Source organism: Azonexus sp., assembly GCF_041909095.1.
In the GTDB taxonomy this organism is placed as follows: domain Bacteria; phylum Pseudomonadota; class Gammaproteobacteria; order Burkholderiales; family Rhodocyclaceae; genus Azonexus.
The window spans coordinates 1-19,518 of sequence record NZ_JAYREB010000011.1 but is presented as its reverse complement, the minus strand read 5'-3'; the positions used below and the strand labels follow the sequence as shown (position 1 = coordinate 19,518).

At 65.6% G+C, this 19,518-nt stretch carries 12 protein-coding genes; 6 read left to right on the top strand and 6 right to left on the bottom strand.

Annotation, left to right across the window (positions count from 1 at the left end; translation table 11 throughout):
- Positions 1–138 precede the first annotated feature (138 nt).
- The 4 genes from ACE3OV_RS16295 to trkA are packed head-to-tail and all read left to right on the top strand — an operon-like array spanning position 139 to position 5,168.
- Positions 139–1,620, top strand: coding sequence for a DUF4118 domain-containing protein (locus ACE3OV_RS16295; protein ID WP_374328539.1), 1,482 nt, complete (start codon positions 139–141; stop codon positions 1,618–1,620).
- Positions 1,617–2,312, top strand: coding sequence for a two-component system response regulator KdpE (gene kdpE / locus ACE3OV_RS16290; protein ID WP_374328538.1), 696 nt, complete (start codon positions 1,617–1,619; stop codon positions 2,310–2,312). The genes ACE3OV_RS16295 and kdpE overlap by 4 nt, the downstream gene beginning before the upstream one ends.
- Entirely contained in the window at positions 2,309–3,763 is a 1,455-nt protein-coding gene (locus ACE3OV_RS16285; RefSeq protein ID WP_374328537.1) for a TrkH family potassium uptake protein, read from the top strand. Before kdpE ends, ACE3OV_RS16285 begins: the two co-directional genes overlap by 4 nt.
- A 16-nt stretch (positions 3,764–3,779) precedes the next feature.
- On the top strand, positions 3,780–5,168 hold the full coding sequence (trkA, locus tag ACE3OV_RS16280; protein WP_374328536.1) for a Trk system potassium transporter TrkA: 1,389 nt from the start codon (positions 3,780–3,782) through the stop codon (positions 5,166–5,168).
- Between the two features lie 10 nt (positions 5,169–5,178).
- On the opposite strand, the gene trmA is transcribed toward trkA, so the two are convergent.
- Positions 5,179–6,267, bottom strand: a complete 1,089-nt coding sequence (gene trmA, locus ACE3OV_RS16275; protein ID WP_374328535.1) for a tRNA (uridine(54)-C5)-methyltransferase TrmA — start codon at positions 6,265–6,267, stop codon at positions 5,179–5,181.
- A 135-nt stretch (positions 6,268–6,402) separates the two neighbouring features.
- On the opposite strand from trmA, the gene ACE3OV_RS16270 reads away from it, so the two are divergent.
- Positions 6,403–7,584: an MFS transporter gene (locus tag ACE3OV_RS16270; RefSeq protein ID WP_374328534.1), complete on the top strand. Its 1,182-nt coding sequence runs from the start codon at positions 6,403–6,405 to the stop codon at positions 7,582–7,584.
- A 134-nt stretch (positions 7,585–7,718) separates the two neighbouring features.
- On the top strand, positions 7,719–11,780 hold the full coding sequence (locus ACE3OV_RS16265) for a CBS domain-containing protein (RefSeq protein ID WP_374328533.1): 4,062 nt from the start codon (positions 7,719–7,721) through the stop codon (positions 11,778–11,780).
- Between the two features lie 21 nt (positions 11,781–11,801).
- Here ACE3OV_RS16265 and ACE3OV_RS16260 read toward each other — a convergent pair whose 3' ends face one another.
- From ACE3OV_RS16260 to ACE3OV_RS16240, 5 genes are all read right to left on the bottom strand, one after another.
- Positions 11,802–14,852, bottom strand: coding sequence for an ATP-binding protein (locus ACE3OV_RS16260; RefSeq protein WP_374328532.1), 3,051 nt, complete (start codon positions 14,850–14,852; stop codon positions 11,802–11,804).
- Between the two features lie 2 nt (positions 14,853–14,854).
- Positions 14,855–15,715, bottom strand: a complete 861-nt coding sequence (locus ACE3OV_RS16255; protein ID WP_374328531.1) for a PhnD/SsuA/transferrin family substrate-binding protein — start codon at positions 15,713–15,715, stop codon at positions 14,855–14,857.
- Positions 15,716–15,794: 79 nt separating this feature from the next.
- The gene (locus tag ACE3OV_RS16250) at positions 15,795–18,113 is read right to left on the bottom strand and encodes an acetate/propionate family kinase (RefSeq protein WP_374328530.1); all 2,319 of its coding nucleotides are present in this window, start codon (positions 18,111–18,113) and stop codon (positions 15,795–15,797) included.
- A 140-nt stretch (positions 18,114–18,253) separates the two neighbouring features.
- The gene (locus ACE3OV_RS16245) at positions 18,254–18,514 is read right to left on the bottom strand and encodes a hypothetical protein (protein ID WP_374328529.1); all 261 of its coding nucleotides are present in this window, start codon (positions 18,512–18,514) and stop codon (positions 18,254–18,256) included.
- A partial coding sequence (locus ACE3OV_RS16240; RefSeq protein ID WP_374328528.1) for a DUF2235 domain-containing protein occupies positions 18,505–19,518 on the bottom strand: 1,014 nt, incomplete at its 5' end. The genes ACE3OV_RS16240 and ACE3OV_RS16245, both read right to left, overlap by 10 nt.

Sequence of the window (19,518 nt, the reverse complement as noted above, 5' to 3'; positions counted from 1 at the left end):
TACGGGGAAGAAGCGTGCAGGGTGTGAGGTCGAGCTTAACAGAGATCGCCGGCCGGCAAATTTTTTACGACATTTTTACGCGGCTGTTGCCAGAATGCGCGCACGCTTCATTGCGCCTCATGCAGAGTGCCGCCGAACATGTCACGCCTTGCCACCGATCATCTCTCGCTGCGTCAGAAACTGGCGCTGAGCGTCCTTGCCTGCGTGCTGGTCGCCATCGTCGCCGCGCCGCTGCGCGAGGTGCTCGACCTGGCCAACATGGTGATGCTCTTCCTGCTCGTCGTCCTCGTCGTCGCCGTCAGCCTCGGGCGCGCTGCAGCGGTGCTCGCCTCGGTACTCAGCGTCCTGCTCTTCGATGTCTTCTTCGTGCCGCCGCATTTCTCGCTGGCGGTCAGCAACCTGCAATACCTGATCACCTTCGCGGTGATGCTGGCCACCGCTCTGATCACCGGTCACCTGACGGCAACGCTGAAGGAGCAGGCGGCCGAGGCGCAGCGGCGCGAGCGGCGGACGCGGGCGCTTTACGAAGCGGCCAGCCGCCTGGCCGGGGCGCTCGAGATGGGACAGGTGCGCCAGATCGTCGATGGCTTTGTCGCCGGCGAACTGGGCGGACGTTGCCATCTGCTGCTCGGCGACAGCCCGGCGGCGATCCGTGACGCTGCCAGCACGTTCTCGGCGGCGCTGGCGGAAGCAGTGCTGGGCGATGGCTGCCGGCGCACCGACCCGGCAGCCGGCGATCGTTATTACCTGCCGTTGCGGGCGCCGATGCGGGCGCGCGGCGTGCTGGTCGTCGACAGCGGCAGCCCGCCGGGCGAAGACGAACTGGCCTTGCTCGACGCGCTTGCCGCGCTGACCGCGATCGCCGTCGAGCGTCTGCACTACGTCGAGGTGGCGCAGCAGAGCGAGGTGCAGATGGCGACCGAGCGCCTGCGCAGTTCCATCCTCTCTGCCTTGTCGCACGATCTGCGCACGCCGCTGACGGTACTGGTCGGGCTGGCCGACTCGCTTGCCCTGGCACCGGCGGTGCCGGCAGCGCTGCAGGAAAATGCCCGGACCCTGCGCGACCAGGCCGCTCGGCTGGCCGGCCTGGTCGCCAACCTGCTCGAGATGGCCCGCCTCAACGCCGGTTCGGTGACCTTGCGCCAGGAGTGGCAGCCGCTCGAGGAAGTCGTCGGCAGCAGCCTGAAGCTGCTCGGCGCTGCGCTGGGCCGCCACCGCCTGCAGGTCGACCTGCCGCGCGACCTGCCGCTGTTGCGCTTCGACGCGGTGCTGATCGAACGCGTGCTGTGCAACCTGCTCGAGAACGCCGCCAAGTATTCGCCGGCCGATGGCGAAATCCGCATTGCTGCGGCGCTCGCCGGCGACTGTGTCGAACTCTCGGTGAGCGACCAGGGGCCGGGATTTCCCGAGCCGGATGGCGGTCGGGTCTGCGAGATGTTCGTGCGCGGCAGCGGCGAATCGACGACGCCGGGTACCGGCCTCGGCCTCGCCATCTGCCGCGCCATCGTCGATGCCCACGGCGGCCGGCTGCGCCTCGAGAACCCGGCAGGCGGCGGGGCGCGCGTCGTCGTTGCGCTGCCGCGCGGCGAACCGCCGGTGATTGAAGCGGAGGTCCTGTGAGCGACAAGCCGCGTGTGCTGATCGTCGAGGATGAGGCGCAGATCCGCCAGTTCCTGCGTCAGGCGCTGACCGCCGACGAGTGCACGGTGCTTGAGGCGGGGCGTCTGGACGAGGGACTGGCGCTCGCCGGTGGCGGCGGCATCGCTCTGGTGCTGCTCGACCTCGGCCTGCCCGACGGCGACGGCATCGATTTCATCCGCGCCTACCGCGGCTGGTCGGACGGGCCGGTGCTGATCCTCTCGGCGCGTACCGAGGAGCGGCACAAGATCGACGCCCTCGACGCCGGTGCCGACGATTACCTGACCAAGCCCTTCGGCGTCGGCGAACTGCGCGCCCGGGTGCGGGCCCTGCTGCGCCGGCGCGCCCGCAGCGGCAGCGAAGCGTCACCGCTGGTCGCCTTCGGCGAGGTCGTCGTCGATCTGGCGCGGCGCCTGGTCACCCGGCGCGGCGAACAGGTCCGCCTGACGCCGATCGAGTTCCGCCTGCTGGCGATGCTGCTCGCCCATCCCGGCCAGGTGCTGACGCAGCGCAAGCTGCTCGCCGACATCTGGGGGCCGTCCTACGTCGAGAGCAGCCACTACCTGCGCGTCTATGTCGGCCACCTGCGCCAGAAGCTCGAAGACGATCCGACCCAGCCGCGCCATTTCCTCACCGAAACCGGCGTCGGTTACCGCTTCCAGCCCGACTCATGAACCGTTACGCTCCCGTCCTGCGGGCGCTGGGCATGGTCGTCATGCTCTTCGCGCTGACCCTGCTGCCGCCGCTGGTTCTCGCCTGGGTTGCTGATGACGGCGTACAGGCGGTCTATGACGAGGTGTTCGCGCTGACCCTGCTCTGCGGCCTCTTTCTCTGGTACCGCTACCGCAACGTCAAGCGCGAAATGAACGTGCGCGACGGCTTCCTGATGGTGGTGCTGGTGTGGACCGTGCTGCCGGCCTTTGCCGCGCTGCCCTTCATGCTGCAACTGGGGATCAGCCACACCGACGCTTATTTCGAGGCCATGTCCGGCCTGACGACGACCGGTGCCACCGTGCTTTCCGGCCTCGACCAGTTGCCGCTGTCGATCAATCTGTGGCGTCACGAACTGGTCTGGGTCGGCGGCATGGGCCTGATCGTGCTGGCGATCGCCATCCTGCCGCTGCTCGGCATCGGCGGCCGCCAGATGTTCAAGGCCGAAACGCCGGGGCCGATGAAGGATGCCAAGATGACGCCGCGCATCGCCAGCACCGCCAAGGGGCTGTGGGTCGTCTATGTGGCGGTCACCGTCCTTTGCGTGCTGGGCTACCGGGTTGCCGGCATGGACTGGTTCGACGCCGTCTGCCATGCCTTTTCGACGATGGGCCTGGGCGGTTTCTCGACGCACGACGCGAGTTACGGCTACTTCAACTCGCCGGCGATCGAGGCGGTGGCGATCGTCTTCATGCTGATTGCCGGCATGAACTTCGGCACCCTGTTCGTCGCCGTCAGTCGGGGCTCGCTCAAGCCTTACGTGAACGATCCCGAAGCCGGCTGGTTCCTCGGCGTCTGCCTGGTCTCGGTGCTCGGGATTGCGGTTTTCCTGCGCGCCAACGCGGTCTATCCGGATTTTGCCGAGGCGCTGCGGCACTCGGCGTTCAACGTCATCTCGATCGCCACGACGACCGGTTACGCCAGCGTCGACTTCGCCCAGTGGCCCTTGTTCGCGCCGCTGTGGATGCTCTTCCTGTGCAGTTTCGCGACCAGTGCCGGGTCGACTGGCGGCGGCATCAAGATGGCGCGGGCGCTGCTCCTCTACAAGCAGGTGTATCGCGAGATTGTCCGCGCCCTGCACCCGAACGCTGTCTACAGCGTGCGCATCGGCGGTCAGGTGGCGCCGCAGGGTATCCTGTTCGCGGTGCTCGCCTTCGGTTTCATGTACATGGTCAGCATCGTCTCGCTGACCTTGCTCATGGTTTTCACGGGGCTCGACGTGGTCACCGCCTTCACGGCGGTGGTCGCTTCGGTCAACAATACCGGGCCGGGCCTCGGTGAAGTCGGTCCATCGACGACTTTCGCCGTGCTCGAGGATTTCCAGACCTGGGTCTGCATTTTTGCGATGCTGCTCGGCCGCCTGGAAATCTTCACCCTGCTCGTCGTCCTGACGCCGGCCTTCTGGCGGCGTTGAACCAAGGCAAAACCGCATGAACATCCTCATCCTCGGCGCCGGCCAGGTCGGCGCCAGTCTCGCCGAAGCGCTGGTTTCGGAAGCCAACGACATCACCCTGGTCGATCTCGATGCCGGGGCGCTGGCGCAACTGGCCGACCGCCTCGACGTGCGCACGGTCACCGGCAACGCCGCCTTTCCGTCGGTGCTGACTGAAGCCGGTATCGAGAGCGCCGACCTGATCGTCGCGGTGACGCAATCCGACCAGTCCAATCTGGTCGCCTGCAAGCTGGCGCACAGCCGCTTCGCCGTGCCGACCCGGATTGCCCGCCTGCGTTCGCCCGACTTCCTCGACCCGACGCTGTTGTCGACCGACAACTTCGCGGTCGATTTCGCGCTTTGTCCGGAACAGGAAATCAGCGACTACATCGGCAAGCTGGTCGAATACCCGGAAGCCCTGCAGGTGGTCGAGTTCGCCGAAGGGCGGCTGACCATGGTTGGCCTGCGCGCCTACGAGGGCGGTCTGCTGGTCGGCAAGCCGATCCGTGCCATGCGCGGCCACCTGCCGTCCGGTGTCGATGCCCGGATTGCGGCGATCTTCCGCGACACGCGGGCGATCAACATCGACGGCGACACCGTCGTCCAGTCCGGCGACGAGGTCTTCCTGCTTGCCGCCACCGAGCATATCCGGACCGTCCTCAAGGAATTGCGGCGCATGCAGAAACCGGTGCGCAAGCTGATGATCGCCGGTGCCGGCAACGTCGGCGCGCGCGTCGCCGGCCGCCTGGAAGGAAGCTGCGAGGTCAAGCTGGTCGAAAGCCGGCCGGCGCGCGCTGCGCTGGTCGCCGGCTGGCTCAACCGGACCCTGGTGCTGACCGGCGAGGCGACCGACGAGACCTTGCTGGCGCGCGAGGACATCGGCAACATGGACATGTTCCTGGCGCTGACCAACGACGACGAAAACAACATCATGGCCGCCTCGCTGGCCAAGCGCCTCGGCTGCCGCCGCGTGCTCGCCCTGATCAACCGCGAGGCCTACGCCGACATGGTGCAGGGCGGGCCGATCGACATCGGCCTGTCGCCGGCCCAGGTGTCGATCGGCGGCTTGCTGACGCACGTTCGCCAGGCCGACGTGGCGCGCGTGCACAGCCTGCGCCGCGGCGCCGCCGAAGCGCTCGAACTGGTGGTGCGCGGCGAGCGCGGCAGTTCGCGGGTGATAGGCCGACGCATCGAGGAACTGCCGGAAATCCACGGCGCCAGCATCGCCGCCGTCGTGCGCGACGGGCGGGTGATCATCCCGCACCACGACACGCTGATCGAAGCCGGTGACCATGTTGTCGTTTTCTGCACCCGCAAGCGCTACATCGCCGCTGTCGAGAAGCTGTTCCTGCCGACGGCCTCGCTGCTGCCCGGCTGGTTCCGCTGAACGCCGCCGCTCAGCGGCGCTGCAGCAGCACCCCGCACTCCAGGTGGTGGGTGTAGGGGAACTGGTCGAAGACCGCCGCCGCCGCGATGCGGTGCGTCGCCTGCAGGGCGGCGACGTTGTCGCGCAGGGTCTGCGGATTGCACGAGATATAGAGGATGTTGGCGAAGCCGGCGGCGATTTCCAGCGTCGCCGGGTCGAGGCCGCTGCGCGGCGGATCGACGAACAGGGTGCTGAATTCGTGGCTGGCGAGGTCGATTTCGCGCAGGCGCTGGAAGCTTTCGCGGCCGGCCAGCGCGGCGCTCAGTTCCTCGCTCGCCATGCGGACGATCGCCGTGTTGGCGATGCCGTTGCTTTCCAGGTTGTGCAGCGCGGCCTTGACCGAGGTCTTGCTGACCTCGGTGGCCAGCACCTTGCCGAACAGCGGCGCCAGGGCAACCGTGAAATTGCCGTTGCCGCAATACAGTTCGAGCAGGTCGCCGCTCAGCCCGGCGGCCTGGGTGCGCGCCCAGGCCAGCATTTGCCGGTTCACGCCGCCGTTCGGCTGGCTGAAGCTGCCTTCGTATTGCCGGTAGTGCAACTGGCGGCCGTCGAGTTCAAAACTTTCGTCGACCCAGTCGCGTTCGAGCACCAGCTTCTGCCCCTTGCTGCGGCCGATGATGGCGACGCCGAGTTCATCGGCCAGGCGGCGGGCGGCGGCTTCCCAGTCGGCGTCGAGCGGACGGTGGTAGATCAGGGTGAGCAGCAGGTCGCCGCTCAGCGTGGCGAGGAACTCGACGCCGTAGAGCCGGCGGTGCAAGGTCTCGCTGGCCAGGCTGGCGTCGCGCAGGCGTGGCATCAGCGCGCAGATCGCCGCGTCGGCGGCGGGGAAGTCGCGCATCAGCACCGGCTGGCGCGGGTTTTCCGGGTCGAACATGGCGTAGTCCCAGACTCCGTCGTGGTGCCAGGCGCGGAATTCGGCGCGCAGCCGGTAGTGCAGCGGCTGCGAGGCGTGGGCGGTCGGCGGCGGCAGCTCGCAGGCGGCGAAATCGGCGGCAAAGGCGGCGAGCTTGGCGGCCAGTTGCTGGTCGTAGCGGGCAGGGTCGAGGTCGGGCAGGGGCATCGGGCGGCGCTCGGGACGGCGTGACGGAAAACGGCGGACTATACCGCGCCCGGCCCCCGAGCGGCAAAGCCGGCGTGCCGGGACGGGCCTTACTGGTAAGCGGCCCGTCAGGCAATCCGGATTATGATTCGTGCCATGCTTTCCTCAATGCTTCATCGCTATCCGGTAGCGGTCATCGCGCTGGCCCAACTGCTCGGCACCTCGCTGTGGTTTTCCGCCAACAGCGCGGCCGACGATCTGGCGCGCGACTGGGGTGTCGGCGTCGGCGGCATCGGCGCCCTGACCGCCGCCGTCCAGCTCGGCTTCATTAGCGGCACGCTGGTTTTCGCCCTCAGCGGGCTGGCCGACCGCTACCCCGCCAGCCGCATCTTCGCCGTCAGCGCCGTCCTCGGCGCGCTCGGCAACGGACTGTTCGCAGCCGGCGCCAGCGGCCTCGGCAGTGGCCTGCCGCTGCGCTTCCTGGTCGGCGTCTGCCTGGCCGGCATCTATCCACTGGGCATGAAGCTGGTGGTGAGCTGGGTGCCCGAGCGGGCGGGCAGTGCGCTGGCCTGGCTGGTCGGCATGCTGACCCTGGGCAGCGCGCTGCCGCACGGCATTCGTTATCTGGGCAGCGAACTCGCCTGGCCGTGGCCGGTCGCCGCCTCGTCGCTGCTCGCCTTGCTCGCCGCCGGGCTGATCCTGCGCCTTGGCGACGGGCCGCACTTGCCGGCTGCCCGGCGCGGCGCGCGGCTGCACTGGGGGCGGGTGGTCGAGGCCTTCGCCATTCCCGAGTTCCGCGCTTCCGCCTTCGGCTATTTCGGCCACCAGTGGGAGCTTTACGCGTTCTGGACGCTGGTGCCGATGCTGCTGCTCGCCAGCGGCGCCGCGCCGGCCGGCAGCGCCGCCTTGTCCGGGCTGGCCTTCGCCGTCGTCGCGGTCGGCGGGCTGGCCTGCGTGCTCGGTGGCTACTGGAGCCGACGCATCGGCAGCGCCCGCGTCGCGGCCGCGGCACTGGCCGGCTCGGCTGTTTGCTGCGCGCTGTTCCCGCTGTTCGCTGGCGGGCCGCCTTGGCTGCCGCTGTTGCTGCTGCTCGCCTGGGGCTTCTGCGTGGTCGCCGATTCGCCGCATTTTTCGGCGCTTTCGGCGCGCGCCTGCCCGCCGGCCATGGTCGGCAGTGCGCTGGCTTTCCAGACGGCGATCGGCTTCGCGGTGACGCTACCGGCGATCCATCTCGGCACGGCGCTGGTCGATACGCTGGGCACCGCTATCGCCTGGCTGCTGCTGCCCGGTCCCTTGCTCGGCCTGGTCGGTCTGGCGCCGCTGTGGCGACGGGGGTGAAAACGCGGTTACTATTACTAAAGGCAGACATGCCATCGTCTTGGCGTTAGAATGCCGCCTTGCACTTCGCGTCCGGCCCGGTGGCCGTTGCCGTTGAGGAAGTGTGATCGGGATTTGCCGAGGTTTCTCCTGCCATGACTTCTGTTTCAGCGCTACGCCTGAGCGACATCGCCAGTACTTCGGTGCTCACCGTGCCGCCCGATCTGCCACTGTCGGCGGCGATCGGGCGCTTTTCGGGAGCGCGCGTTTCGTCGTTGGTCGTTGTCGCCGAGGGACGGCCGCTCGGCATCCTCACCGAATGGGATTTGCTGCGCCTGCTGCGCGAGGGGGCGTCCGACGAGATGGCGGTGGCCGAGGTGATGAGCACGCCCTTGGTCACAGCGCGGCCGGAAATGGATTTTGCCGCCGCCCAGTTGTTGATGAACAGCCGCGGCATCCGTCATCTCGTCGTCGTCGATGGCAACGGTCGCCTGTTCGGCATCGCCAGCGAGAGCGATTTCCGGCGCCAGCTCAATCAGGACCTGTTCGAGTTGATCCGTGACCTGAAGGCGATCACCGAGCACGCCGAACCGATGGTCGAGCCGGAATGCCCGATGCAGGCGGTGCTCGAACTGATGGCAGGAGGGCGCCTCGACCATGTCCTGGTCGGCCGCGACGGCAACGCCGAAGGGATCATCACCGAGCGCGACCTGCCACGGCTGATTGCCGTCTGGGGCGATCTCGACCGGCTGACTGCGGGCAATGTCATGTCATCGCCGTTGCATGCCGTCGACGAGGACGTTTCGGTGGCCGACGCGGCGCGCCGCATGGATGCCGATCAGTTGCGCCACCTCGTGGTGCGCGGTCGCGACGGCCGGCTGATCGGTGTCGTCAGCCAGCACCGGCTGCTCGAACGTCTCGGTTCGCTGCTTGCCGAGAAGGGACGCAGCCGGCTGGCCGGTCAGCTTGACATGGTGCTCGAGGCGACCGGTGTCGGCACCTGGGAATACGACCACCGACGTGACCTGCTGACGCGCAGCGTGGCGCTCAACAGCGTCTTGCAGATCTCCCGCGACAGCGTTTTTGAAGCCTTCGACGAGGTGCTGCAGCGGATCGAACCGGCCGACCGCGAACGGGTCAGCGCCGCGTTTCGCGGCGGGCTGCACGGGCCGGACGGACAGTTCGTCGTCGATTTCCGCGCCCGCGACGCAGCCGGTGGCGTGCGCTGGTTCAGTTCGCGCGGCAAGGTGATCGAGCGCGACAGCGCGGGCAAGCCGCTGTTTTCGGCCGGTGTGTCGATCGACATCGACGCCCAGAAGCGTCACGAAAGCGAACTGCAGCGCAGCGAGGCGCGTTTTCGCAGCCTGCTGGAAAACGCGCCGCTGCCGATGTTCTATCTCGACGCCGGGCAGCGCATCGTGTTTACCAACCGCCGTTTCCACCAGTTGTTCGGCTACGCGGCGGCGGAAATTCCCGATCTGCGGGCCTGGGCCCAGCGTGCCTTCCCGGATCCTGGCTACCGCGAGGCGATCGACCGCCAATGGCAGGCCACGTTGCGCGCGGTGAAGAGCGGCGGTGAGCTGCGCCAGCTCGAATGCGACGTCACCTGCCGTGACGGCCAGGTGCGCAGCGTCGGCATCTCGGCGGCGATGCTCGGCGACGACTGCCTGGCCTCCTTCATCGATTTCACCGAACAGCGCTTCCAGCAACGCCTGCTCGAATTCGGCAACGATATCCTGCACCTGATTTCGATCGCTGCACCGCTGCCCGATGTGCTGAGCAACATCTGCCGGCGCATCGAGGCTGCCGGCAGCGGTCTGCATTGTGCGGCGATGCTGCTCGACGAGGATGGCGTCCGTCTCCGGCCGGGCGCGGCACCCAGCTTGCCGGCTGCCTACACGGCGGCGATCGACGGTCTGGAAATCGGGCCGGCGGTCGGCTCCTGCGGCACCGCTGCCTTCCTGCGCAAGGAGGTTTTCGTCGGTGACATTGCCGGCGATCCCTTGTGGTCGAACTACCGGGGACTGGCCGGTGAATTCGGCATGGCCGCCTGCTGGTCGCTGCCCATCCTGTCCACCGATGGCCGCGTGCTCGGCACTTTTGCCATCTACTGGCCGACGCCGGCGCCGACGGTCAGCCCCAATGTCCGCCGCCATGTCGAAGCGGCGACGACGCTGGCGGCGATCGCCATCGAAAGCACCCGGCGCGAGGCGGCGATGCTGTCCATGCTTGAAGAACGACGCCAGGCCGGCGCCCTGGTCCGCCGCCTGTCACAGGCGATCGAGCAGAGCCCGGTGGCGGTCGTCATCACCGATCTGCAGGCGCGCATCGAATACGTCAATCAGGCTTTCGTCGCGGTCAGCGGCTATCCCGCCGATGCCTTGCTCGGCCGCAATCCGCGAGTCCTGCAGAGCGGACTGACGCCGCGCGCCCAGTTCGAGGCGATGTGGGAAACCCTGTTGCGCGGCGAGATCTGGGAAGGGCAGCTGACCAACCGCAACCGCCAGGGCGAAATTTATTACGAGTACGCGGTGATTTCGCCGATCCGCGAACCCGATGGCCGGATCACCCATTACCTGGCGGTCAAGCAGGACATCACCGAGCGCAAGCGGATCGGCGAGGAGCTTGATCGCCATCGTCACCATCTGGAAGAGCTGGTCCGCCAGCGCACCAGCGAACTGGAGGCGGCGAAGGCCAATGCGGAAGTCGCCAGCCGCGCCAAGTCGGCTTTCCTGGCCAACATGAGCCACGAGATCCGGACGCCAATGAACGCCATCGTCGGCCTCGCCCACCGTCTGCTGCGGCAGGCGCAGGGCGGGCTGGAAAAGTCGCACCTGGAGATGATCAAGGCCTCGGCCGATCATCTGCTCTCGGTGATCAACGACATCCTCGACCTGTCGCGCATCGAAGCCGGCAAACTGGCGTTGGCGCAGACCGATTTCAACCTGCCGGAACTGCTCGAACGGACCCTGTCCCTGGTTCAGGAACGGGCGCAGAGCAAGGGACTGCCACTCCACCTCGATGCGCCAGAGCTGCCGCTGCTGGTGCACGGCGATCCGACCCGCCTGTCGCAGGCGCTGCTCAACTACCTGAGCAACGCCATCAAATTCACCGATCACGGCTCGGTACTGCTGCGCGTTCGCCTGCAGTCGCGCGATGCCGGGCACTACAAGCTGCTGTTCGAGGTCTGCGATACCGGTATCGGCATCGACCGGGAAACCCAGTCGCGCCTGTTCAATCCTTTCGAGCAGGCCGACAGTTCGACCACCCGCCTGCACGGCGGCAGCGGCCTGGGGCTGGTGATCACCCGCGAACTGGCCGAACTGATGGGCGGCAGCGCCGGTTGCGAAAGCACGCCGGGGGCGGGCAGCAGCTTCTGGTTCACCGCCGCTCTGAAGGTCGCCAGCGGGGTGCCGGCAGCCCGTCCCCAGCTCGCCGGCGAACAGGCGGAAGCCAGCCTGGTCCGCGATTGCCAGGGGGCCCGCATCCTGGTCTGCGAGGACAACCCGGTCAATCAGGAAGTGGCGCGCACGCTGCTCTGCGACATCGGTCTCGCCGTGGCCACCGCCGATAACGGCGCCCTCGGTCTGGGTCTGATCGAGCGCGAATCCTTCGACCTGGTCCTGATGGACGTGCAGATGCCGGTGATGGACGGCCTCGAAGCCACCCGCCGCATTCGCGCCTTGCCGCAGGGGCGGGCCTTGCCGATCCTGGCGATGACCGCCAACGCGTTTGCCGAGGACCGCAAGACCTGCCTTGCCGCCGGCATGAACGATTTTGTCGCCAAGCCGGTCGATCCCGACGCGCTGTACGCCGCACTGCTGCGCTGGCTGCCGCGTCGCTCGCCGGCAGCAGTGCCACCATCCGATCCGGAGAGCGCCCTGGCGGCGCTGCCGGGCTTTGATGCTGCCGCGCTGCTGCGCATCGTACGCGGCCAGGCCGGGCGTGCGGTCAAGCTGCTGCGCATGTTTGCCGACGGTCACCACGACGATGCGGCGCGCCTGGAGGCGCTGCTGGCTGCTGGCGAAACCCAGGCGGCGCAGCAACTGGCGCATGCCTTGAAGGGGGCTGCCGGCAGCCTGTCGCTGCATGTGCTGCACGGCCTGGCCGGCGAAGTCAGCGATCGCCTGCGGCGCGGCGAGGCAGTGACGATCGATGCGCTGGCGCTCGAACTGGCCAGCGTCTGCAGCGGCATCGGCGAACTGCCCGAAGGCTGAGGCCTTGGCGGCTGGCGCCGCTCAGGCGGCCCGTGGGTGCAGGCGTTCGATCTCGCTTTTCAGTGCTGCCGCGTTGACCGGTTTTGCCACATAGCCGTCCATGCCGGCGGCGAGGCAGGCTTCGCGGTCGCCGGCCATGGTGTTGGCGGTCATCGCGATGATCGGCAGCGGGCGGCGGCCCCTGATGCTTTCCTGCTGCCGCCACTGGCGGGTGGCTTCAAAGCCGTCCATCACCGGCATCTGCAGGTCCATCAGCACCAGTTCGAAATCCGGGTTCGCCGTCAGCAGGTCGAGCGCTTCCTGGCCGTGGCCGGCGATGCTGATCCGGTGCCCCTGTCTTTCCAGTAGTGCGCTGGCCAGGCGCTGATTGATCGGGTTGTCCTCGACCAGCAGGATGTTGAGTCCCTCCGGGTCGGCGGCGGGCGGGGCGGCCGGGTTGTCTTCCCAGGCCCGCCGCTTGTCCGGCCGGCGCGCCTGGTCGCGGACTTCGCGCTCGGCGGCGAGCAGGTCTTCCGGCAGCAGGGGCTTCGGTAGTTCGCGCGAGGCGAAGCTGCGCGACGCCGACGGCGCCGCCGCATTCATCGGGATCAGTGCCAGGACGACGGCGCCGGAACGCAGCCCGCTGCGATAGAGCGGCATCTCGGCGAAGCTCGCGGGTAGCCAGTCCTGTTCGGCAACCAGCACGTCGTAGCGTGCCGTCTCGCCGAGGCGGGCGCTTTGCTGCAATTGCTCGCGCAGGGATTCGCTGCTGGCGCACAGTTGCACCTGGCGGCGCTGCTTGCGCAGGCCGGCGGCGAGCAGCTTGCGCAGGCGCTCGTTGCGTACGGCGAGCAGCCACAGGCTGTCGATGCCGGTTTCGGCGCTGCTCGGCGGCGCGGCATCGGCGTCGGCGGCGAGCGGCAGTTCCAGTTCGAAATGGAAGTTGCTGCCGGCGCCGGGGGTGCTGTCGACGGCGAGTTCGCCGCCCATCAGGCGGACGATTTCGCGGCTGATGGTGAGGCCCAGGCCGGTGCCGCCGAAGCGCCGGGTAACGCTGGCGTCGGCCTGGCCGAAGGCTTCGAAGATCGTCGCCTGCTTGGCGTGGTCGATGCCGATGCCGGTGTCGATCACTGCCAGGCGCAGGCGGCATGGGTTGCTGCCGGTGCTGGCGAGGGCGATGCGCAGCGTGACTTCACCGTGTTCGGTAAACTTGATCGCGTTGCCGATCAGGTTGAGCAGCACCTGACGCAGCCGGCCGGGGTCGCCGACCAGGGCGTCGGGAATTTCCGGGGCGATGTCGATCAGTACCTCCAGCCCCTTTTCAGCGGCGCGTGCGGCGAGCACGCGGGCGGTGCCGAGCGCCAGCTCGCGCAACTTGAACGGCGTCGCCTCGAGGACCATGCGGCCGGCTTCCATTTTCGAGAAGTCGAGGATGTCGTTGAGGATCAGCATCAGCGATTCGGCCGACTGACGGACCAGATCGAGGTACTGGCGCTGCGTGGCGTCGAGCTCGCTGTCCAGGGTCAGCGCGGTGAGGCCGAGGATGCCGTTCATCGGCGTCCGGATTTCATGGCTCATGTTGGCGAGGAAGGCGCTTTTCGCCTGGTTGGCCGCTTCGGCGTCGGCGATGGCCTGGCGTAGCCGCCGTTCGTCCGCCTTGCGCTGCGTGATGTCGCGGAAGGCGGTGACCGAGCCGGCGATGCGCCGGCCGTCGTAGAGCGGCGTGCTGCTGACTTCGACCGGCAGGCTGCTGCCGTCGGCGCGCGAGAACTGTTCTTCGCCGAAGAAATGCTTGCCCTGCCTGACGCTCTGGTAGATCGGGCATTCTTCGAGCGGGCCGCAACCATTATTGCCGTGGCGGTGAAACAGGTAATGGCCGACTTGGCCGATCAGCGCCTGGCGCTCGAAACCGAGGAGGCTCAGTGCCGAGGCATTGACCAGTACGACCTTGCCATGCTCGTCGAGCACGTACAGGCCGTCGCCCATGGTTTCGGTGACAGCGACCAGGTTGTGCTGCTCGCGCAGCACCCGTTCGCGCGACTTGATCAGGCGCAGCAGCAGGAAGAGGAGGATGCCCAGGGCGGCCAGCATGAGGACGAACTGGGTCAGGAACTCGTGGCGCAGGACGTCGATGTAGGGCGCCCGGGTGTAGGAAAGGATGTAGGCGCTGGACAGGCCGGAAACGTCCTTGACCGGCAGGAAACTGACCACCCAGGGTTGGTTTTCGATGCTGACGCTGATTGAAAAGGCGCGGAACTCATGCATGCCGTTCTGGACTTCGTTCAGTTCACGCAGCTTCTGGTTGATCGCCTGAACTTCCGGCGTCGGTGCCGCCGGGCTATCGGGCAGGACGACTTGCGGATCCTCGACCAGGAAATCGGGATGGACGCCCGATTCGCCATAAAGCCAGCGCTCCGATTCGAACAGCACGGGCAGCGTCTGTTCCTTGGCCAGCATGAAGTGGAACTCGCGCGACGGTTGCAGCTGATGCATGGCGTCGCGGATGAAGCGGAAACCGATGCTGGTCTCGACACTGCCGAGCAGGCGCTCGCCGTCGAGCAGCGGATGGACGAAGCGGAAGCCCGATTTGACGCGGCCGGCTTCAAAGCCCTGCACCGGTCGGCGGGTTTCCAGCACCTGGCGGATCGAGGGGCGGGTGGCGAGCAGGTTGTCGCCGTATTTCTGCGGCTCGTGGAAGCGCAGGAAGCTGCTGCCGTCGGCAGTCTGGAAATGCAGCTGGCGGATGCCGAGCTGACGCAGGTTGCGATAGGTCGGCGAGAGCAGGCGGAAGAGTCGGGCGCGGTAGGGAATCTGCGCCTCGCCTGTGCTTTGCGAGGCGGCGCCGACCAGTTGCAGGACTTCGTCCTGCTTGATCCGTTCCGAGAACAGGATGCTGGTTGCCTTGGCGTAGGTCTGCAGGCTGGCCTCGTAGATGGTGGCGAGCGCCTGGGTATGCTGCTCTTCGTGCAGCCGCTGTTTTTCGAGCTGACTCTGATGCAGCAGCCAGGTGCCGATCATCAGCAGCAGGAAAAAGATCGGCAGCGCCCAGCGATGACCGATGCCGCCAGCGGGTTTGGCCATGGCGTCAGGCATCGTCAGAAATTGCCCTTTTGCGGAATGGTGGCCTGCTTGCGCAGCCGGCGCACGACATCGTAGTCCGCGTCGCGGGCAGCGATGGCGCCATGGCGCAATTGTTCGCCCCAGCCGGCGAGCAGCTTGCGCTCATTCCCTTTCGGGTCGAGCCCGGTCAACAGTTCGCGCAACTGTTGCAGACGTTGCGGCGCAATGCGCCGGCTGTTGGCGATCAGGGCGAAGGCGGGCAGCGGCGGTGTCTCGTCGAGGATGGTGATGCCCAGGTGAGCGTAGCGCAGGGCGATTGCCGTCTTGATGCCGCCGAAATCGAAATCGCCGCGGGCGACGGCGAGCGCCACCTCGTCATGCTTGTCGAGATAGCGGAAGCGCTGGTTTTCGAGTTTTTCGCCGCGCTCGCGCAGCATCGCATCGACGGCCAGGAAGCCGCAGGTCGACAACGGCTGGGTCAGGGCAAAGGTCTTGCCGCGCAAGGGGCGGGCGAGTTTTTCGCCGGCGCTGATCAGGGCGCAGGAATACGTCGCCTGGCCGTTCTTTTCCAGGAAATGCACCAGCGGCTCGGCTTGCGGGTAGTTGTCGCGCAGGCTGACGTAAGGCAGCGGGCCGAGGTAGGCGAGGTCAAGCTGGCCAGTGCGGAAGCGCTCGAGGATTTCGGCGTAGGAGGTCGAATAATGGATTTCGATCTTGGTTCCCAGGCGCTTTTCGAGGTAGTCGAGCATCGGCTTGAACTGCTTGACCACTTCTTCCGGCTGTTCCATTGGCAGCGGTGCGAAGTACAAGGTCTGAGCCTGCAGCGGACGATGACCGGCAAAACCCAGGAGCAGGACAAACAGGAAAACCAGGCAGCGGGACGCGGCGGCAGACATGATGGGCGTCGAACGGGACAAAGCCCCATTCTACGCCGATCACCCGTGAATCCGCAGGGCCGCCAGGGTTTTCCCGAGTTCAGGCCCGGCTCTGGATTTCCTCGATGTAGCCGAGCATGCCGGTCTGGATGTTGCCGGCGTTGCCTTCGTCGGTGTCGATGTGCATGGCCAGCCGGAAAGCCGGGTTCACGCGCACCACGACGTCGCCGAAGATCAACTGGCGCTCGCCTTCGACGCGGACGCGGACGACGGTGTTGTCGCGCACCCGGAAGCGGATCGCGTCTTCCGGCGACATGTGGATGTGGCGCTGCGCGCAGATCACGCCGCGCTCGATCTGGCTGCTGCCGTACGGACCTTCCAGCGTCAGCCCGGGGGTGCCGGCGAGGTCGCCCGACTGGCGGATCGGCGGCTGCACGCCGAGCTTGAACTGCTCGGTCATCGCGATCTCGACCTGGGTTTCCTTGCGCGTCGGGCCGAGCACGCGGACGTTGGCGATGCGCCCCTTGGGGCCGACCAGGTGTACCTTTTCCTCGCAGGCGTACTGGCCGGGCTGCGACAGTTCGTGCATCGGCGTCAACTGGTGGCCGGGGCCGAACAGGGCCTCGACGTCGGCTTGCGCCAGATGCACGTGGTGGGCCGAGATTTCGACCGGGATCGCCGGCGCGTCTTCGGCCTGGGCTTCCAGCAGCAGTTCGTTGCGTTCGATGGCGCGCAGGGTTTCCCAGGCGACCAGGCGCTCGTCGTCGTTGGCGACGACGAGAATCTGCACCGGCGAATCGTCGGCGGAAATGACCGCGTAGGAATCGAACTTGCCGAGGTGGCGGTTCTTCTCCTCGTCGAGCTTGATGCCCATGTAGCCCAGGCCCTGGCAGGCCAGGCTGCGCACCGTCGCGCTGGTTTCGCCGATGTCGCCGGTGAAGGCGAGGACGTCGATGCCGCCCATCGCCGCCGCGTAGGCGCCGATGTTTTTCCTGACCTGGTAGCAGAAGGCCTTGTGCGCGAGCAGGGCACGGTGGTGGCCGTCGGCGGCGGCGGCCTCGATCTCGTGCATGTCGTTGGAAATGCCGGAGATGCCCTTCAGGCCGCTGTCGCAGTTGATCAGCGTGGACAACTGGGTCGGCGACATGCCGTGTTGTTCCATCAGGTGGATCATCACCGCCGGGTCGATGCTGCCCGAGCGGCTGGGCATGATCAGGCCGTCGGTCGGCGTCATGCCCATCGTCGTGTCGACCGAGCGGCCGTGGTCGATGGCGCACAGCGAGGCGCCGATGCCGAGGTGGCAGGAGACGATTTCCAGTTCGCCGAGCGGGCGCTGCAGGACTTCCGCCGCCTTCAGCGAGACGTAACGGTGCGAGGTGCCGTGGAAGCCGTAGCGGCGGATGCCGTGCTGCTTGTAGAGGTCGTAGGGCAGGCCGTAGAGGTAGGCGTAGGGGGCCAGCGTCTGGTGGAAAGCGGTGTCGAAGACGGCGACTTGCGGCACGTTCGGGAACTGCTGGAGGGCGACGCGGATGCCGGCGACGTTGACCGGGTTGTGCAGCGGCGCGAAGACGGCGAGTTCCTCGATGTCGGCGATCACCGCCGGGGTGATCACCGCCGAGCTGGAGAAGCGGTTGCCGCCGTGGACGACGCGGTGGCCGATGGCGACGACGTCTTCCGGATGGAAGGTGAAGGCCTTGCCGAGGCGGGCGGTGGCTTCGCTCATCACCTTGAACAGGTCGGACAGCTTGAAGCGCTCGTGTTCGAGCGTCTGCCGCTGCGGCCCGACCATGACCGTGATCCGGGCGTGCTGCTGGTCGGCGTTGTCGATGATGCCGTGGATGTCGGCGCCGCTTTCCTCGGTGTCGTAGATACCGAAGTGGATCTGGCTGATGCCGACGTTGAGGGCGACGACCTTGCCCGGCTGGCGGGTGGTCAGCGACAGCAGGTCGCCGGCCTCGGTCTTCGCCTTGCCCTGGCTGTCGGCGAGTTCGCCGGCACTGATCGCCCGCGTCCGTTCGGCGAGCAGCCGCGACAGGTAGGCGACTGCTTTCGGATTGACCAGGATGTGCGAAGCGAAGACTTCCTGCGGCACCATCAGCACGAAGCAGCGATTGCCGGCGATCACGTCGGCGGCGATGCGATCGCCAGTGAGCAGCGACAGCACGCCGAAGACGTCACCCGGGCCGAGCTGGGCGATGACGGTGCGGGTGCCGGTGTTGTCGGCATTCGAAATCTCGGCGTGGCCGCTGATCATGATGCCGAAATGGCGCGTTTCGTCGCCGGTTTCGAGCATCGCCTCGTTGCCTTCGAAGGTGGCGAGCCGGGATTTGATGACGATTTCCTCGACCTTGTCGGCCGGGAAGCTGGCGAACAGGGGTACCTGTTCGAGGAAGAAGCGTTTCAGGTCGATTTCGCTCATGCTGTGCTCCGCGTGGGGGGACGCTGATGGTATCGCGGCAAGACTACCATCTTGTTGCGGTGCAGCAAAGGGGCGAAATGGGTTGTGTGGTGAGTTGAAAATAGATGGAATGGTTTTTGACAACAAGTTTCATTGGAAATCTAGGGGTTTGGTGAATTTTTATTAGTGGGTTCTTCTGGATAAACGGTGCGGAAGCTCAAGAATCCGATTTTGTTGATAGTGTATTCATCGAGTTGTTCTATAAAACCGGCCATGGAGTCATGAATGTAACCGCCGAGAAATGTTTCTATATCATTGCGTAGTGAAGCTGTGTTGATTCTTTGGGCGACTTCCTTGGCATGCCGGTCCGATAGTTTGTTATTGTTTTTATTTTTGGGGTCGAAATCTTTGGCTAGCACCATTTTTGTTTTTTCGTATTCGAGGCGTGTGACCAATGGAGGAGGGGGGGGAGAAGGGTGGTTAAGCGAGCTATGAAATGTTTTTGATTTATTTCAAGATCTCTAAGCTGTTTTTTGTTCTTTGTGTTTTTGTAAAATGGTAGAGTTTTAAACTGACTACGGTATTTGAATCTATAACTGAAGTAGTAGGCCATGTGTTTTCGTCCAGCTTCTTTGACTGTTCCTTTCGTATCGGTAGCATCCATGTATGCCTTGAAATGTTGCAAGGTTTTGTCTGATGGAATGAGGTCGCTTTTGTAATATGCATTTATCTTCAAGGGTACTCCGGCGTTGCCTGCATGCGCATGCATATTCCTTCCCGGGATGATCGATATGAGTGAATTCGCGCTTAGCGATACGCCAAGCTCCCCGGGAGCATAACCTCCACCAACATCGGAATGGCTTCCGGGGTACATCACTTCTATCAAAGTTTTTGGGCGCATTTTGGCATCGCGCCAGATGGAATCCAGCGGAAAACAAGCGCGGATTTCATGTCCGGCAACAAAATGCACACAACGCTTGACTGCTGGATGGATTTTCAGTGCTTTTTTGTTTGCCCAGCTATAATGACCCGTATTAATTGTTTTTTTTGAAATATTTGCTATTCCGACTGAGGCGACGGTGTCGAAGATGCCAAGAAACTGGAGGTTGATCGGGATGCCGGCAAGCGTCCATTGTTTTTTGCCTTTGTTGTACTTGCAAATCTCGAATAGCCAGTTGACAAAGACGCGCGCTTGGGCTGCGCCACGTGAAAATCCAAAGACCGAAATATTTATTTGGCACGCCTTCTTTCCCCCTTTACGCTCTTGAAGCGCTTTGGTTAGTTGGTCAGGCAATCCTTTTATTAACCCGGCAAATATATAGGGCGTTTGTGGTATGATATTGGCATGGATAAAGAAGACGCCCGCAAGCTCAGTCCAGAGCAACAAAAGGAGAAGCGCAAGATAGCGCTTCGCATGCGAATGAAC

Excerpts from the sequence above, each read along its gene's own strand:
- ACE3OV_RS16285 (WP_374328537.1), top strand. The coding sequence starts at position 2,309 with ATGAACCGTTACGCTCCCGTCCTGCGGGCGCTGGGCATGGTCGTCATG.
- ACE3OV_RS16260 (WP_374328532.1), bottom strand. The coding sequence starts at position 14,852 with ATGCCTGACGCCATGGCCAAACCCGCTGGCGGCATCGGTCATCGCTGG.
- ACE3OV_RS16295 (WP_374328539.1), top strand. The coding sequence starts at position 139 with ATGTCACGCCTTGCCACCGATCATCTCTCGCTGCGTCAGAAACTGGCG.
- ACE3OV_RS16270 (WP_374328534.1), top strand. The coding sequence starts at position 6,403 with ATGCTTTCCTCAATGCTTCATCGCTATCCGGTAGCGGTCATCGCGCTG.
- ACE3OV_RS16245 (WP_374328529.1), bottom strand. The coding sequence starts at position 18,514 with ATGGTGCTAGCCAAAGATTTCGACCCCAAAAATAAAAACAATAACAAA.
- trmA (WP_374328535.1), bottom strand. The coding sequence starts at position 6,267 with ATGCCCCTGCCCGACCTCGACCCTGCCCGCTACGACCAGCAACTGGCC.
- ACE3OV_RS16265 (WP_374328533.1), top strand. The coding sequence starts at position 7,719 with ATGACTTCTGTTTCAGCGCTACGCCTGAGCGACATCGCCAGTACTTCG.
- ACE3OV_RS16255 (WP_374328531.1), bottom strand. The coding sequence starts at position 15,715 with ATGTCTGCCGCCGCGTCCCGCTGCCTGGTTTTCCTGTTTGTCCTGCTC.
- trkA (WP_374328536.1), top strand. The coding sequence starts at position 3,780 with ATGAACATCCTCATCCTCGGCGCCGGCCAGGTCGGCGCCAGTCTCGCC.
- ACE3OV_RS16250 (WP_374328530.1), bottom strand. The coding sequence starts at position 18,113 with ATGAGCGAAATCGACCTGAAACGCTTCTTCCTCGAACAGGTACCCCTG.